Raw genomic sequence first — 14,955 nt, 5'->3', positions numbered from 1 at the left:
GAATGTGCCGCTCATGACGCAAGGGGAAAGAAAATGGCTGAAATTCGCGTTCCGACATTGGGCGAGTCCGTCACCGAGGCCACCATCGGCCGCTGGTTCAAGAAGGCCGGCGATGCCGTAGCCGTCGACGAGCCCTTGGTTGAACTCGAAACCGACAAGGTGACTATCGAAGTGCCGGCGCCCTTCGCGGGAACCCTGGGCGAGATCGTCGCCAAGGACGGCGAGACGGTCGCTGTCGGCGCGCTGCTCGGCCAGATCACGGAAGGCGCTGGCGGCGCCAAGCCCGCTGCGGCTCCGGCCAAGGCGGCTGAACCCGCTCCAGCCAAGGCCGCGCCTGCCGCCGCGGCACCAGCGTCCGCGCAAAAATCGCCGCCGGTCGATGCGCCGCAGGCACCGTCGGTCCGCAAGCTCTCCGCCGAATCGGGCGTCGATGCGTCGACCGTTCCCGGCTCCGGCAAGGACGGCCGCGTCACCAAGGGTGACATGCTGGCCGCGATCGAGAAGGCTGCCTCGGCACCGACACCGGTCAGTCAGGCCGCTGTTCAGGTGCGTGCGCCGTCGCCTGCCGATGACGCCGCGCGCGAAGAGCGCGTGAAGATGACGCGGTTGCGCCAGACCATCGCGCGCCGTCTCAAGGACGTGCAGAACACCGCTGCGATGCTGACGACTTTCAATGAAGTCGACATGAGTCACGTGATGGCGCTGCGCGCTCAGTACAAAGATGCGTTCGAAAAGAAGCACGGCGCCAAACTCGGCTTCATGGGCTTTTTCACCAAGGCCTGCGTGCAGGCACTGAAGGATATCCCGGCGGTGAACGCCGAGATCGACGGCACCGACCTGATCTACAAGAACTACTACCACGTCGGCGTCGCTGTCGGCACCGACAAGGGTCTCGTCGTGCCGGTGGTGCGCGACTGCGATCAGAAGTCGATCGCCGACATTGAGAAGAGCATCGCCGATTACGGCAGGCGGGCACGCGACGGCCAGCTGAAGATTGAAGAAATGCAGGGCGGCACGTTCACCATCACCAATGGCGGCATTTACGGCTCGCTGATGTCTACGCCGATCCTCAATGCGCCCCAGTCCGCGATCCTCGGCATGCACAAGATCCAGGAGCGGCCGGTGGTTATCGGCGGCAAGATCGAGGTTCGCCCGATGATGTATCTGGCGGTGTCCTACGATCACCGCGTCATCGACGGCAAGGAGGCGGTCACCTTCCTCGTTCGCATCAAGGAAAGCCTTGAGGATCCGGCACGGCTGGTTCTCGACCTCTGATCGCGAGGCGGGCATGGACAGCGTCGCCATTGTCACCGGAGGCAGCCGCGGCATCGGCCGCGCCACGGCGCTGGCCGCTGCATCGCGCGGCTACAAGGTCGTCGTCGGCTACGCCAGCAACAAGGCGGCGGCCGACGAAGTCGTGGCGAAGATCGAAGGCAGCAACGGCAAGGCCATCGCGGTGAAGTGCGATGTCGGCGTTGAGGCCGACATTCTCGCGCTGTTCAAGCAGGCGGATGCCTTCGGCAAGCTCAGTGCCCTTGTTAACAACGCCGGCGTGGTCGATGCGACCGCGCGCGTCGATGAAATGTCCGCCGCGCGACTCACCCGCATGATGAACGTCAATATCGTCGGCAGCATTTTGTGTGCGCGCGAGGCGGTGAAGCGTATGTCCAGCAAGCATGGCGGCTCCGGCGGCGTCATCGTCAATCTGTCGTCGGTGGCAGCGACGCTGGGATCGCCCGCGCAGTATGTTGATTACGCTGCCTCAAAAGGCGCGATCGATACCTTTACGGTGGGGCTTGCGCGCGAGATCAGCGCCGAAGGCATCCGGGTCAACGGCGTTCGCCCAGGTCTGATCGACACTGAAATTCACGCCAGCGGCGGCGAGCCGGATCGCGCGCACCGGCTGGCGCATTCGGTCCCGATGAAGCGGGTCGGCACCGCGGATGAAATCGCCAACGCCGTCGTCTGGCTGATGTCGGACGAGGCGTCATATGTCACGGGCACGATCGTCGACGTTTCGGGCGGCCGCTAACTTCCATTTCTCTGTGAGTACAGGATAATCCTCATGGCTTCTTACGATCTCATCATCATCGGCACCGGTCCCGGGGGGTATGTCTGCGCGATCCGCGCGGCGCAGCTCGGCATGAAGGTTGCCGTGGTCGAAAAATGGCCGACCTTCGGCGGCACCTGTCTCAACGTGGGCTGTATCCCCTCCAAGGCGCTGCTGCAGGCGTCCGAGCGGTATGAGGAAGTCACCCACATGCTGCCAAAGATGGGTATCGGCGTCGGCAAGCCGAAACTCGATCTGCCGACCATGATGAAGTTCAAGACCGATGGCGTCGATGGCAACGTCAAGGGCGTCGGCTTTCTGTTCAAGAAAAACAAGATCGAGCCTTACGAAGGCACCGGCCGCATCCTCGCGGGCGGCAAGGTCGAGGTGAAGGGCAACGACGGAAAGACGCAGGTTCTCGAAACCAAGAACATCGTGATCGCCACCGGCTCGGACGTGACCAAGCTCAAGGGCGTCGAAATCGACGAGAAGCGCATTGTCTCGTCCACTGGCGCGCTGACGCTCGACAAGGTGCCCGAGAAGATGCTGGTGATTGGTGCGGGCGTGATCGGCCTCGAGCTCGGCTCGGTGTGGCGCCGTCTCGGCGCGCAGGTCACGGTCGTCGAATTCCTCGACCGGATTTTGCCCGGCATGGACGGCGAGGTCGCGAAGTCGTTCCAGCGCATTCAGGAAAAGCAGGGCGTTGAATTCAAGCTTGGCGCGAAGGTCACGGGTGTCGATACGTCCGGCAAGAAGCTGAAGGCCAGCATTGAACCGGCTGCAGGCGGTGCGGCTGAAACCATCGAAGCGGACGTGGTGCTGGTGGCGATCGGACGCGTTCCTTACACCGAAGGGCTTGGCCTCAAGGAAGCTGGGGTCGAACTCGATCCGCGCGGCCGTGTGCAGACCGACGGACACTTCCAGACCAATGTGAAGGGCATCTATGCCATCGGCGACGTGATCGACGGGCCGATGCTGGCGCACAAGGCGGAAGACGAGGGCATCGCTGTCGCCGAGATCCTCGCTGGCCAGGCCGGTCACACCAACTACGATGTCATCCCCGGCGTGGTTTACACGTTCCCCGAAGTCGCTTCCGTCGGCAAGACCGAGGAAGAGTTGAAGCAGGCGGGTGTGGCTTACACGTCAGGCAAGTTTCCGTTCACCGCGAACGCGCGCACCAAGGTCAATCAGACCACCGATGGTTTCGTGAAAATCCTTGCCGATGCGAAGACCGACCGCGTGCTTGGTGTTCACATCATCGGCGCGGAAGCCGGCGAAATGATCCATGAGGCCGCGGTGCTGATGGAATTCGGCGGTTCCGCCGAAGATCTTGCGCGGACATGCCATGCGCACCCGACCCGCTCGGAAGCGGTCAAGGAAGCCGCGCTTGCGGTCGGCAAGCGAGCTATCCATATGTGAACGTGGCCCGGCGCTCGGCCGGCCACGATGGATGGCTTGGCCATGCGCCGGTTGCTTCGACCGCTTTGGGTTCTGCTCGCGCTGATCTTTCTGCTCGAAGCGTGGCTGTGGGACCGCGTCGAGCCGATCATTGCGCGCATCGTCGCCCTGATCCCGCTACCCCGGCTCAAGGCGTGGTTTGCTGACCGTGTCGAGCACCTGTCGCCGGGTCTGACGCTGATTGTGTTCGCGGTGCCAGTCGTCGTTCTGTTTCCGCTCAACCTGATCGTGGCGGGGCTCCTGGCGCACAAGTATTTCGTGGGCGCCACGGCCTTGATTGTTCTTCACAAGGTTCTTGGCGTCGGCATCGTCGCGTTCGTGTTCGACGTGACGCGCGACAAGCTGCTGCAGATGGACTGGTTCCGAAGGCTCTATGAATTCGTTCTTGACCTTCGCGCGCGCGCCATGGCGCTTGTCGCGCCGTTCAAGCTCGCCATCCAGCACTGGATCAAGCGCTTTCGCCGCCGGGGATCGCCCGGATTCATCCAGCGCTTGCGCCGGCGGATGCAGGCGTCGCGCTAGGCGACGCCGCAACCCCTACATCAGATGCACGGCGTGCGGGGCGAACAGCCCGATCGCGGTGAACGCCAGTCCTGTCAGCGCCAGCGCTCCCGCTACCCACGCCAACGCCAACATGCCGGTGATGATGGTCGCCGAGGCGAGCACGATGCCGATCTGGAAAGCGGCGGAAGCCACTTCGTAGTGGTGGTAGCGCGCCATGGCGAGATCGCGCGCCTCCTCGGCCTTCTTGGCGCGCGCCGCCAGTTGCTCGGAGCCTTCGCCGGTCTCGGGTTCGGAGCGATAGCGGGCCGCAGCCTTGTTCCAGTCATCGATCTGCTTGGCCAGCGCCGCCTTCTGCGCGTCGTCACCCGACAGGCCAAGGCTGAGCTTCGCATGCTCGGCCACCGCCTGCACCGTGGTGCGCCGGATGCTCTTGGCCTGGAAGAAGGCCCACAGGTTCGAGGCCTCGACGTTCTTGCTGATAGATTCAGTCTGGGCGCCCTTGCCGAGTGTCTCGGAGAACGCAAGAAACAGCGCGATCACCGCGATCAGCAATGCGATCTTCTTGTTGGAGCCGGATGCATGTTCAGCATGCTCGGCGTGCTCCATGCTTTCATGTGCGCCCATATTCAGTATCCCTCCCGGTCAAAATCGGATGTCACGATTGACCAAACTGCGGTTCGCGCGCAAGAACCAAAGCTAACGCAAAAGCCGCCTTTAAGAGATTTTTATACAGAGCCTTTCAGGCTACCAACATGACAACCGCCGATTTTGTTGCCGCCTGCTTCTGGCCAATCGCGATCGCCTTCACCTTCCTGCTGAGGAAGGTACGGGAGCCGGATTTGCGTCGGTGGCTGGGGCGCTGTGCCTTAGGCGTTGGGCTTCTCTATCTGGCGCTGTGGTTCTTCTTCAGGCGGGAATCGCTGGTTGCAATCGTCGACCAGTTCATTCTCATGGCGGTTGTTGGCGTGGCGCTTATTTGGTTCGGGGCGAAGAGCAAGCTTTTATCGTCTGATTCAAGGCCAAGACTGAAGCGCTACGGTTTTGTTGCTGCCGGGGTCGTCCTGATATTGTTTTCAGGTACGATCCTTTTCCTGGATTTTGCCAGACCGCGCCTCGTGCTGGAGGGCCGGGTGCAGAATGTTCGCACGCAAGGCGCAAAAGGTGCGGAGTATGTCGCGGGCATTGCTGGACGGACGGTCAAGGCGACAACGCCGGTCTATGAACGGCTGAAGCTATTGCCCTATGTCCGTGTGGAAGTTGGCCGGGGCTCTGATTACATTTTCAAGATCGAGTACGTTGCGAACTGAGCGTTCGCGGCGGCTAACGGTTCACGCCCTCGGATGGGCCGTCTTGTAAACGTCGAGCAGCCGGTCGGCATCGACGCCGGTATAAATCTGCGTGGTCGAGAGAGAGGAGTGACCGAGCAATTCCTGGATGGCGCGAAGGTCGCCGCCGCGCGTCAGCAAGTGCGTGGCGAACGAATGGCGCAGCGCGTGCGGCGTCGCACTGTCCGGCAGGCCGAGTGCGCCGCGCAGCCGCTCCATCGTCAACTGGATGATGCGCGGCGAGAGCGGGCCACCGCGTGCGCCGACGAAGATCGGGCCGTCTGGCGCGATGGTGTGCGGACACATCGCGACATAGTCTTGCACCAAAGCCAGCACGTTCTGCAGCACCGGCACCATCCGTGTCTTGTTGCCCTTTCCGGTCACGACGATCACGTCGCCCTTGCTGGGCAGCGGCACGTCGCGCTGCTTGAGGCCGAGCGCTTCGGAGATGCGCAGCCCTGATCCGTAGAGCAATGCCATCACGGCAGCGTCGCGCGCCCAGATCCATGGTTCGCGGTTTTCGCCGGCGCGGATGTCCGCATTGGCCATTTGCCGTGCGGAGGTCATTTGAATTGGTTTTGGCAGGCTCCTTCCGATCTTGGGGGCGCGGATCGCGGATAATGCGCCGACCTTGCCCTTGCCCTCGCGTTCGAGAAAACGTCCGAACGAACGCAGTCCCGCCAGGGCCCGCATCAGGGAACGCCCGCCCACGTCATCTGCGCGCCTTGACGACATGAAGGCGCGCACGTCTGTGGCTTCGATGGCGGCAAATTGCTTCAAGGTGACGAGGCCGCCCCAATGCTCGCTCAGGAACATCAGGCACTGGCGCAGGTCGCGCGCATAGGCTTCCAGGGTCTTGGGCGACAGCCGGCGTTCCGAGCGCAAATGGGACAGCCAGTGCGTGATCTCGGCCAGCAGGTCGGGCGCGGCGCTGGTCAGCGGCGCGGCCTCTGTCTCGGCTTCGGTTGCAGCGGCGGCTTTGACCATCATATGTCTCGCGGGGCGCCTGCGCTTGACAGGAATCGGTTTATCGCACCCTTTTCGTTATATCCTCCTTAATCCGGGCCCCTCTCACCATGGCAAGACGAGTCGTCGACGTTCTTGTCCCGGTGGCCCTGAACCAGACCTATTCCTATCGCGTTCCCGATGGCGTGGAGCTCAACCCGGGAGACGTGGTCAGCGTTCCGCTCGGGCCGCGTGATGTCACCGCCGTGGTCTGGGCTGACAATCCCAACCCCGATCCCCGCCTGCATAATCGCCTGAAAGACACTGGCGACAAGCTCGACGTGCCGCCGCTGAAACCGGAGCTGCGCAGCTTCGTCGACTGGGTCGCCAATTACACGCTGTCGGCGCGCGGCATGGTGCTGCGGATGACGCTGCGCATGGGCGAGCATCTTGGACCCGAGCGCGTGCGCATGGGGGTGCGGCTGGTCGGTACGCCGCCTCAACGCATGACGAGTGCGCGTCGTCGTCTGATCGAGATCGTGTCAGACGGATTGCTGCACGGGAAATCTGAAGCTTTGAGGGAGGCTGGCGTTAGTGCAGGCGTGATCGACGGCCTCGTCGATGAAGGCACGCTCGCCATCGAGCCGCTGCCGCGCGACCTCGCCCCACCGTCGCCCGATCCGTCGTTCTCGGAACCGGATTTTTCTCCGGAGCAGCGGATCGCGGCCGACGCGATGAAAGACCTCGTCTCGAAGGACGAATTTCAGGTCGCGCTGCTCGACGGCGTTACCGGTTCCGGGAAAACCGAAGTCTATTTCGAAGCGGTGGCGGAGAACATTCGCCGCCGCCGGCAGACGATGATTCTGATGCCCGAGATCGCGCTGACCGGCCAGTTTCTCGACCGCTTTGCCGCACGCTTTGGCGTGCGGCCGATCGAATGGCACTCGGAGCTGACGCCGCGCACGCGCGCGCGCAACTGGGCTGCGGTTGCAGCGGGCGATGCGCCGGTGGTGGTCGGCGCGCGCTCGGCGCTGTTTCTGCCTTACGCCAATCTCGGTCTCATCATCGTCGATGAGGAACACGATCAGGCCTACAAGCAGGATGAGGGCGCGCATTATCATGCGCGCGACATGGCGGTGGTGCGCGGGTCGATCGCGAAAATTCCGGTCGTGCTGTGTTCGGCGACGCCCTCGGTCGAGTCGGAAGTCAACGCACGCAAGGGGCGCTATCGCCGCGTCGCCCTGCCGTCGCGGTTCGGTGGCCAGCATATGCCGCAGATCGAGGCCATCGATCTCAAGCGTGAAGGCCCCGCGCGCGGCCGCTTCATTTCTCCGCGTCTCGCAGAAGAGATCAAGATTGCAATCGAGCGCAAGGAACAGGCGCTGCTGTTCTTGAATCGTCGTGGCTATGCGCCGCTGACCTTGTGCCGCGCCTGCGGTCATCGGTTTGCCTGTACCATCTGCGATGCATGGTTAGTCGATCATCGCTTTCGCCAGCGCCTTGTTTGTCATCACTGCGGTTTCTCGATGCCGCGGCCGCATCAGTGTCCGCATTGCGGTGCGGAGGAATCGCTGGCGGCCATCGGCCCCGGCGTGGAGCGCCTGCAGGAAGAAGCGGCAAATTTGTTTCCCGATGCGCGCACCATGGTGCTGTCGAGTGATCTGATCACCGACATCGAGACAATGCGATCGGAACTGAACGAGATCGCCGAGGGTCGCGTTGACATCATCATCGGCACGCAGCTGGTGGCGAAGGGGCACAATTTTCCGCGCCTCAATCTGGTCGGCGTGGTGGATGCGGATCTGGGACTGGGCAACGGCGATCCGCGTGCCGCCGAGCGCACATTTCAGTTGCTCAATCAGGTGATTGGCCGCGCGGGACGCGAGCAGGGGCACGGCGTCGGTTATCTCCAGACGCATCAGCCGGAGCATCCGGTGATGAAGGCGCTGGTCGCTTCGGATCGGGAAGCGTTTTACGCCAGCGAGATCGAGGCGCGCGAACGCGCGCTGTACCCGCCGTTCGGGCGGCTGGCGTCGCTGATTATTTCAGCGGGTGATCGTCCGACCGCGGAAGGTTTCGCGCGCAAGCTTGCAGCCACCGCTCCGCTTGACGAACGGGTTCAGGTGCTTGGCCCTGCGGAAGCACCGCTCGCGGTCATCAAGGGTCGCTACCGGTTTCGTATTCTTGTGAAGTCGGTGCGCAGCATCGACCTGTCGGTCTATATGCGGAACTGGCTCGCGGCCGGTCCGAAGACCAAGGGCAACCTCAAGCTTGAGATCGATATCGATCCGCAGAGTTTTCTGTAGAATCCGTCATCGCGAGGAGCGAAGCGACGAAGCAATCCAGTCTTTGCTCTGTTGCTTCTGGATTGCTTCGCTTGCGCTCGCAATGATGAAAACTGCATATCCAGTGGGCTCATGAAAAAGACCGGTGCAACTGGCGCCGGCCTTTTCAACGCAACCTACGCAACGCAACTGTACGCTTACTAACGCTTCAGAAGCTTGACGCATGACGTGTCCGAAAACTGCTTCGCACTTTTCGGCGTCATGCGTGTGCTTACTGAACTTCTGCAACCACGTGACCGACGCCGCGGCTGGTGAGTCCGACCGCCCGGGCGGCGCCCTTTGACAGATCGAGCACGCGACCCTTGATGAACGGGCCACGGTCATTGACGGTGACGACGACGCTGCGGCTGCCATGGGTGACCTTGAGCCGGGTACCGAACGGCAGGGTCCGGTGTGCGGCAGTCATAGCTTCCTGATTGAAGCGCTGGCCCGAGGCGGTCTTGCTGCCCGACTCGTTGCCGTAGAACGAGGCCTTGCCCGAAAAGCTGCGGCCGGAGCCGACAGAGGCATTGGCGTCGCGCCAGGATTTGCGCTGGCCGGCTTCGCTCGCAGTAGCGCCAAGCGCCAAAATTCCGACTGCAACCAACGCGATCGAGGTATTCCGATTCGCAACGGGTCGCCCCGGCACGCGCTTGATAGCGGCGATCATATAGTTGTCCTCTAAATTGGTATATCCATCCGACGGCTGGCTAAATCGAGCCAGCGCTTACGTAGTTGGACGGTTCATCCAATAATGAGGCATAAACGCGGCGAGATATTTTGTTCCAAAGTCGCTGGAATTTTTTGAAGGCAGTACAAACTAGCCTCAGATTTTTGCTAAATATTTCGATAGGAATATTATCTACTATACTATACATATCTATACTTAATAGTTTTTATGAGTATAGATTTCGCCTAGTAAAAGCGAAGCCGCCGAATTCGTTACGGGGATGCGATAATTGCAATGCTGCATGCGTAAGGCGGGCAGCTCTTTGCCAGATTTGGCGGGTTTTCAGCCGGATAACGGCCCGAGGGGCCCAGTCGGCCGAATCGGGGCTGCGCGCGGTGGACTGTGTGCCAACCGGTTCCCCAATATGGGCCGTCGTTTCGGTGGCGTAGAAGGCGAGGTGGTTGCGCGGGAGCGGGCATGGGATTGGCGGCAGGTTGCGGCTCCGCTGCCGCTCCCCGCTTGCGAAGTTATTTCCACCAAGCCCCTGCACTGGCCTGCCGCAAGCGCTAAGGAATTGGTCCCTCGCACCGCGTCAAATTGCGACGGCGCGCATGCGACAAACCGGCGCCGCCAAAAATGCGTTCGCAATCGCCGTCATGTTGCACCTGCGCGCGCCCTATGTTAGCAAAACCGCGATTTTGGGCTGCCGGGCATGTCGCTCCGGCCAGAAATCGAAGTCCCGCTTGAATTCCAAGGACTTGGATCGCTTGGTGTCGCACTGACACCAGACTGGCAGCGATGGTCTTATCCTTGAGTATTCGACAGCTAGAAGAGATATTTGTGGCAGCTGAAAGTCCCTCCGTATCTGGTGTGTCCGGCCGCTATGCGACGGCCCTTTTTGAGCTGGCGCGCGACCAGAAATCCGTCGATGCCGTCAAGGCGGACCTCGACAAGTTCTCCGCCATGCTGGCCGACAGCTCTGATCTCCAGAGGCTGGTGCGCAGCCCGGTGTTTACCGCCGATGCCCAGGCCAAGGCGCTCAGTGCTGTGCTGGCCAAGGCCGGCATCAGCGGTATCGCCGCGAATTTCCTGAAAGTCCTGACCGCCAATCGCCGGCTGTTTGCCGTGGCCGATGTCATCAGGGCGTTCCGTGCGCTGGTTGCCAGGTTCAAGGGCGAAGCCACCGCGGAAGTCACTGTCGCCGAGCCTCTCAGCGACGCCAATCTCGACGCTCTCAAGGCCGCGCTGAAATCAGTGTCGGGCAAGGACGTCGATCTCAACGTGAAGATCGATCCGTCGATCATCGGCGGGCTTGTCGTCAAGCTCGGCAGCCGCATGGTCGACAGCTCGCTTCGCACCAAACTCAATTCGATCAAGCACGCGATGAAAGAGGCAGGCTGATGGACATCCGCGCCGCGGAAATTTCCGCAATCCTCAAGGACCAGATCAAGAATTTCGGCCAGGAAGCCGAGGTCTCTGAAGTCGGTCAGGTTCTCTCGGTCGGCGACGGCATCGCCCGCGTCTATGGTCTGGACAACGTCCAGGCCGGCGAAATGGTCGAGTTCGAGAACGGCACGCGCGGCATGGCGCTCAACCTTGAAAGCGACAACGTCGGCATCGTTATTTTCGGCGCCGACCGCGAGATCAAGGAAGGCCAGACCGTCAAGCGCACCCGCGCCATCGTGGACACGCCGGTCGGCAAGGGACTTCTGGGCCGCGTCGTCGACGCGCTCGGCAATCCGATCGACGGCAAGGGCCCGATCCAGGCGACCGAACGCAAGCGCGTCGACGTCAAGGCGCCCGGCATCATTCCACGCAAGTCGGTGCATGAGCCGATGGCAACCGGCCTCAAGGCGATCGACGCCCTGATCCCGGTCGGCCGTGGCCAGCGCGAGCTGATCATCGGCGACCGTCAGACCGGCAAGACCGCGATCGCGCTCGACACCATTCTGAACCAGAAGCCGCTCAACGCCGCCGGCGCGCCGGAAGGCCAGAAGCTGTATTGCGTCTACGTCGCGATCGGCCAGAAGCGTTCCACCGTCGCTCAGTTCGTGAAGGTTCTCGAAGAGCAGGGCGCGCTGGAATATTCCATCGTTGTTGCCGCGACCGCCTCCGATCCTGCGCCGATGCAGTATCTCGCGCCGTTCACCGGCTGCACCATGGGCGAGTACTTCCGCGACAGCGGCATGCACGCCGTCATCATCTATGACGACTTGTCCAAGCAGGCCGTCGCCTATCGCCAGATGTCGCTGCTGCTGCGCCGCCCGCCGGGCCGTGAAGCTTATCCTGGCGACGTGTTCTATCTGCATTCGCGCCTGCTCGAGCGCGCCGCAAAGCTCAACGACGACCAGGGCAACGGCTCGCTGACCGCTCTCCCGGTCATCGAAACGCAGGCCAACGACGTGTCGGCCTACATTCCAACCAACGTGATTTCGATCACCGACGGCCAGATCTTCCTTGAAACTGACCTGTTCTTCCAGGGCATCCGTCCTGCCGTGAACGTCGGTCTCTCGGTGTCGCGCGTCGGATCGTCGGCACAGACCAAGGCGATGAAGAAGGTCGCCGGCAAGATCAAGGGTGAGCTCGCGCAGTACCGCGAAATGGCTGCGTTCGCGCAGTTCGGCTCGGACCTCGACGCGTCGACCCAGCGCCTTCTCGCGCGTGGTTCGCGCCTGACCGAACTCCTGAAGCAGCCGCAGTTCTCGCCGCTGAAGATGGAAGAGCAGGTCGTGGTGATTTACGCCGGCGTCAACGGCTACCTCGACGGCATTCCGGTCAGCAAGGTTCGCTCCTTCGAGGACGGCCTGCTGTCGCTGCTGCGCGGCAAGCATGTCGATATTCTCAACACCATCCGCGACTCGCGTGACCTGTCGGACGACGTTGCCGGCAAGCTCAAGAGCGCGGTCGAAGGCTACGCCAAGACGTTCGCTTAAATATCGTCGCCGCGCCGATCCGTTCGCGCGCGGCGAAACTGGGGTTGCGATCCGGCGTGAAGCAGGATCGTCAGGGTGAGATAAAGAATGGCGTCTCTTAAGGACATGCGTGTCCGCATCGCCTCGACCAAGGCGACGCAGAAGATCACCAAGGCCATGCAGATGGTTGCGGCGTCGAAGTTGCGCCGTGCCCAGACCGCGGCCGAAGCGGCGCGTCCCTATGCCGAGCGCATGGACGCCGTGATCAGCAATATCGCGGGTGCGGCGGCCGGATCCGGTTCTGCACCGGCGCTGCTCGCCGGCACCGGCAACGACAAGGTTCACCTGCTGCTGGTCTGCACCGGCGAGCGTGGTCTGTCGGGCGCGTTTAACTCGTCCATCGTGCGCCTCGCCCGTGAACGGGCTTTGTCGCTGATGAACCAGGGCAAAGAAGTCAAATTCTTCTGCGTCGGCCGTAAGGGTTATGAGCAGCTCCGCCGCCAGTTCGACAAGCAGATCGTCGAGCACGTCGAATTGCGCTCGGTGAAGGTGCTCGGCTTCAAGAATGCCGAAGAAATCGCCAATCAGGTCGTCGCGATGTTTGAAGCGGGCGACTTCGACGTCTGCACGCTCTTCTACTCACGTTTCAAGTCGGTGATCGCGCAGGTTCCGACCGCGCAGCAGATTATCCCGCTCTTGATCGAGGAAAAGGAACCCACCAACAGCGCGGCCGCGATTTACGACTATGAACCGGCCGAGGACGAAATTCTCTCCAGCCTGCTGCCGCGCAATCTTGCGGTGCAGATTTTCCGTGCGCTGCTTGAAAACAATGCGTCGTTCTACGGCGCGCAGATGAGCGCGATGGACAACGCGACCCGCAACGCCGGCGACATGATCCGCAAGCAGACGCTGATCTACAACCGTACCCGCCAGGCGATGATTACCAAGGAACTGATCGAAATCATCTCCGGCGCCGAGGCCATCTAGGCCGACCGCCGCATAGACCGAGTTTTAAGGAGACTATCCCATGGCATCACCCGCCAACCAGACCGGACGCATTGCACAGGTTATCGGCGCCGTCGTCGACGTGAAGTTCGACGGCTATCTGCCGGCCATTCTCAACGCGATCGAGACCACCAACCAGGGCAACCGCCTTGTGCTGGAAGTCGCGCAGCATCTCGGTGAATCCACCGTGCGCGCCATCGCGATGGACACCACCGAAGGCCTGGTGCGCGGTCAGGAAGTGAAGGACACCGGCGCGCCGATCAAGGTGCCGGTGGGTGCCGGAACCCTCGGCCGCATCATGAACGTTATCGGCGAACCGGTAGACGAACAGGGCCCGGTCAAGGCTGAAGATACCCGCGCGATCCATCAGGAAGCGCCGCTCTACACCGACCAGTCCACCGAAGCTGAAATTCTCGTCACCGGCATCAAGGTCGTCGATCTGCTCGCGCCGTACGCCAAGGGCGGCAAGATCGGCCTGTTCGGCGGCGCCGGCGTCGGCAAGACCGTGCTCATTCAGGAACTGATCAACAACGTCGCGAAGGCGCACGGCGGTTATTCGGTGTTCGCCGGTGTCGGCGAGCGTACCCGCGAAGGCAACGACCTCTATCACGAGTTCATCGAATCCGGCGTGAACAAGAAGGGCGGCGGCGAAGGCTCGAAGTGCGCCCTCGTGTACGGCCAGATGAACGAGCCTCCGGGCGCGCGCGCCCGCGTCGGCCTCACCGGTCTGACCGTCGCGGAACATTTCCGCGATCAGGGCCAGGACGTGCTGTTCTTCGTCGACAACATCTTCCGCTTCACCCAGGCAGGATCGGAAGTGTCCGCTCTGCTCGGCCGTATTCCTTCGGCGGTGGGTTATCAGCCGACGCTCGCGACCGACATGGGCGCACTGCAGGAGCGCATCACCACCACCAACAAGGGTTCGATCACTTCGGTGCAGGCGATTTACGTGCCGGCCGACGACTTGACCGACCCGGCGCCGGCCACCTCGTTCGCCCACTTGGATGCGACGACCGTGCTCAACCGCGCGATTTCCGAAAAGGGCATCTATCCTGCGGTGGACCCGCTCGACTCGACCTCGCGCATGCTGTCGCCGCTGGTTGTCGGCGAGGAGCACTATCAGACCGCGCGTATGGTTCAGCAGGTGTTGCAGCGCTACAAGTCGCTGCAGGACATCATCGCTATTCTCGGCATGGACGAACTGTCGGAAGAGGACAAGATCACCGTGGCACGCGCCCGCAAGATCGAGCGCTTCCTGTCGCAGCCGTTCTTCGTCGCTGAAATCTTCACCGGCTCGCCGGGCAAGTTCGTCGATCTCGCCGACACCATCAAGGGCTTCAAGGGCCTCTGTGAAGGCAAGTACGATCATCTGCCGGAAGCGGCGTTCTACATGGTCGGCACCATCGAAGAAGCCGTCGAGAAGGGCAAGAAGCTCGCAGCAGAAGCGGCGTAATCACGATGGCAACCTTCCACTTCAATCTCGTGTCACCTGAAAGAATCGCCTTCTCGGGCGAAGTCGAGCAAGTTGATATCCCGGGCGTTGAGGGTGATCTCGGCGTGATGGCCGGACATGCTCCGTTGGTGGCGACGATCCGTCCCGGCGTCATGACCGTTACCATTGGCGGCAAGCACGAGAAGGTTATTGTGCTTGGCGGCCTTGCGGAAATCTCCGACAAGGGTCTCACGGTCCTTGCGGACACCGCGACGGCGGTGGCCGAACTGGACCTCGCGGCTTTCGCCGACAAGATCGCTCAGATGGAAG

General features: G+C 62.0%; 14 protein-coding genes. 11 read left to right on the top strand and 3 right to left on the bottom strand.

Annotated features, from left to right (window positions below; genetic code table 11):
• The first annotated feature begins 33 nt into the window (after positions 1-33).
• From odhB to BN32_RS15815, 4 genes are read left to right on the top strand one after another with little or no spacing between them, the layout of a single operon-like run.
• Positions 34-1,275, top strand: coding sequence for a 2-oxoglutarate dehydrogenase complex dihydrolipoyllysine-residue succinyltransferase (gene odhB, locus BN32_RS15830; RefSeq protein WP_019199377.1), 1,242 nt, complete (start codon positions 34-36; stop codon positions 1,273-1,275).
• Between the two features lie 13 nt (positions 1,276-1,288).
• Entirely contained in the window at positions 1,289-2,032 is a 744-nt protein-coding gene (locus BN32_RS15825) for an SDR family oxidoreductase (RefSeq protein WP_019199378.1), read from the top strand.
• Positions 2,033-2,065: 33 nt separating this feature from the next.
• Positions 2,066-3,469: a dihydrolipoyl dehydrogenase gene (gene lpdA, locus BN32_RS15820; RefSeq protein WP_019199379.1), complete on the top strand. Its 1,404-nt coding sequence runs from the start codon at positions 2,066-2,068 to the stop codon at positions 3,467-3,469.
• 42 nt (positions 3,470-3,511) lie between these two features.
• Entirely contained in the window at positions 3,512-4,030 is a 519-nt protein-coding gene (locus BN32_RS15815; protein ID WP_040426802.1) for a hypothetical protein, read from the top strand.
• A gap of 15 nt (positions 4,031-4,045) precedes the next feature.
• Here BN32_RS15815 and BN32_RS15810 read toward each other — a convergent pair whose 3' ends face one another.
• The gene (locus tag BN32_RS15810) at positions 4,046-4,636 is read right to left on the bottom strand and encodes a DUF4337 domain-containing protein (protein WP_019199381.1); all 591 of its coding nucleotides are present in this window, start codon (positions 4,634-4,636) and stop codon (positions 4,046-4,048) included.
• Positions 4,637-4,764: 128 nt separating this feature from the next.
• On the opposite strand from BN32_RS15810, the gene BN32_RS15805 reads away from it, so the two are divergent.
• Entirely contained in the window at positions 4,765-5,319 is a 555-nt protein-coding gene (locus BN32_RS15805; RefSeq protein ID WP_019199382.1) for a hypothetical protein, read from the top strand.
• 21 nt (positions 5,320-5,340) lie between these two features.
• Here the strand turns inward: BN32_RS15805 and BN32_RS15800 are convergent, their stop codons facing one another.
• Entirely contained in the window at positions 5,341-6,327 is a 987-nt protein-coding gene (locus BN32_RS15800; protein WP_019199383.1) for a tyrosine recombinase XerC, read from the bottom strand.
• Between the two features lie 86 nt (positions 6,328-6,413).
• Here BN32_RS15800 and BN32_RS15795 point away from each other — a divergent pair, with 86 nt between their 5' ends.
• Complete coding sequence (locus tag BN32_RS15795; RefSeq protein WP_040426595.1) at positions 6,414-8,588, top strand: primosomal protein N'; 2,175 nt, start codon at positions 6,414-6,416, stop codon at positions 8,586-8,588.
• Positions 8,589-8,838: 250 nt separating this feature from the next.
• On the opposite strand, the gene BN32_RS15790 is transcribed toward BN32_RS15795, so the two are convergent.
• Positions 8,839-9,276 carry a septal ring lytic transglycosylase RlpA family protein gene (locus BN32_RS15790; RefSeq protein ID WP_019199385.1) on the bottom strand — a complete coding sequence of 146 codons (438 nt, stop codon included), beginning with the start codon at positions 9,274-9,276 and terminating at the stop codon, positions 8,839-8,841.
• A gap of 840 nt (positions 9,277-10,116) precedes the next feature.
• Here BN32_RS15790 and BN32_RS15785 point away from each other — a divergent pair.
• The 5 genes from BN32_RS15785 to BN32_RS15765 all read left to right on the top strand — a co-directional run.
• Complete coding sequence (locus BN32_RS15785; RefSeq protein WP_040426594.1) at positions 10,117-10,677, top strand: F0F1 ATP synthase subunit delta; 561 nt, start codon at positions 10,117-10,119, stop codon at positions 10,675-10,677.
• Positions 10,677-12,209: a F0F1 ATP synthase subunit alpha gene (gene atpA / locus BN32_RS15780; RefSeq protein WP_019199388.1), complete on the top strand. Its 1,533-nt coding sequence runs from the start codon at positions 10,677-10,679 to the stop codon at positions 12,207-12,209. The genes BN32_RS15785 and atpA overlap by 1 nt, the downstream gene beginning before the upstream one ends.
• Before the next feature lie 87 nt (positions 12,210-12,296).
• Complete coding sequence (locus BN32_RS15775; RefSeq protein WP_040426593.1) at positions 12,297-13,175, top strand: F0F1 ATP synthase subunit gamma; 879 nt, start codon at positions 12,297-12,299, stop codon at positions 13,173-13,175.
• A 40-nt stretch (positions 13,176-13,215) separates the two neighbouring features.
• Complete coding sequence (gene atpD, locus BN32_RS15770; RefSeq protein WP_019199390.1) at positions 13,216-14,646, top strand: F0F1 ATP synthase subunit beta; 1,431 nt, start codon at positions 13,216-13,218, stop codon at positions 14,644-14,646.
• 5 nt (positions 14,647-14,651) lie between these two features.
• Positions 14,652-14,955: F0F1 ATP synthase subunit epsilon (locus tag BN32_RS15765; protein ID WP_040426592.1), on the top strand; the 304-nt coding region annotated here is incomplete at its 3' end.

This window comes from Afipia birgiae 34632, from assembly GCF_000308295.2.
Classification (GTDB): Bacteria; Pseudomonadota; Alphaproteobacteria; order Rhizobiales; family Xanthobacteraceae; genus Afipia; species Afipia birgiae.
This window is presented reverse-complemented; position numbering and strand designations above follow the sequence as displayed.

Excerpts from the sequence above, each read along its gene's own strand:
- BN32_RS15805 (WP_019199382.1), top strand. The coding sequence starts at position 4,765 with ATGACAACCGCCGATTTTGTTGCCGCCTGCTTCTGGCCAATCGCGATC.
- atpD (WP_019199390.1), top strand. The coding sequence starts at position 13,216 with ATGGCATCACCCGCCAACCAGACCGGACGCATTGCACAGGTTATCGGC.
- atpA (WP_019199388.1), top strand. The coding sequence starts at position 10,677 with ATGGACATCCGCGCCGCGGAAATTTCCGCAATCCTCAAGGACCAGATC.
- BN32_RS15790 (WP_019199385.1), bottom strand. The coding sequence starts at position 9,276 with ATGATCGCCGCTATCAAGCGCGTGCCGGGGCGACCCGTTGCGAATCGG.
- lpdA (WP_019199379.1), top strand. The coding sequence starts at position 2,066 with ATGGCTTCTTACGATCTCATCATCATCGGCACCGGTCCCGGGGGGTAT.
- odhB (WP_019199377.1), top strand. The coding sequence starts at position 34 with ATGGCTGAAATTCGCGTTCCGACATTGGGCGAGTCCGTCACCGAGGCC.
- BN32_RS15810 (WP_019199381.1), bottom strand. The coding sequence starts at position 4,636 with ATGGGCGCACATGAAAGCATGGAGCACGCCGAGCATGCTGAACATGCA.
- BN32_RS15795 (WP_040426595.1), top strand. The coding sequence starts at position 6,414 with ATGGCAAGACGAGTCGTCGACGTTCTTGTCCCGGTGGCCCTGAACCAG.
- BN32_RS15775 (WP_040426593.1), top strand. The coding sequence starts at position 12,297 with ATGGCGTCTCTTAAGGACATGCGTGTCCGCATCGCCTCGACCAAGGCG.
- BN32_RS15800 (WP_019199383.1), bottom strand. The coding sequence starts at position 6,327 with ATGATGGTCAAAGCCGCCGCTGCAACCGAAGCCGAGACAGAGGCCGCG.
- BN32_RS15815 (WP_040426802.1), top strand. The coding sequence starts at position 3,512 with ATGCGCCGGTTGCTTCGACCGCTTTGGGTTCTGCTCGCGCTGATCTTT.
- BN32_RS15825 (WP_019199378.1), top strand. The coding sequence starts at position 1,289 with ATGGACAGCGTCGCCATTGTCACCGGAGGCAGCCGCGGCATCGGCCGC.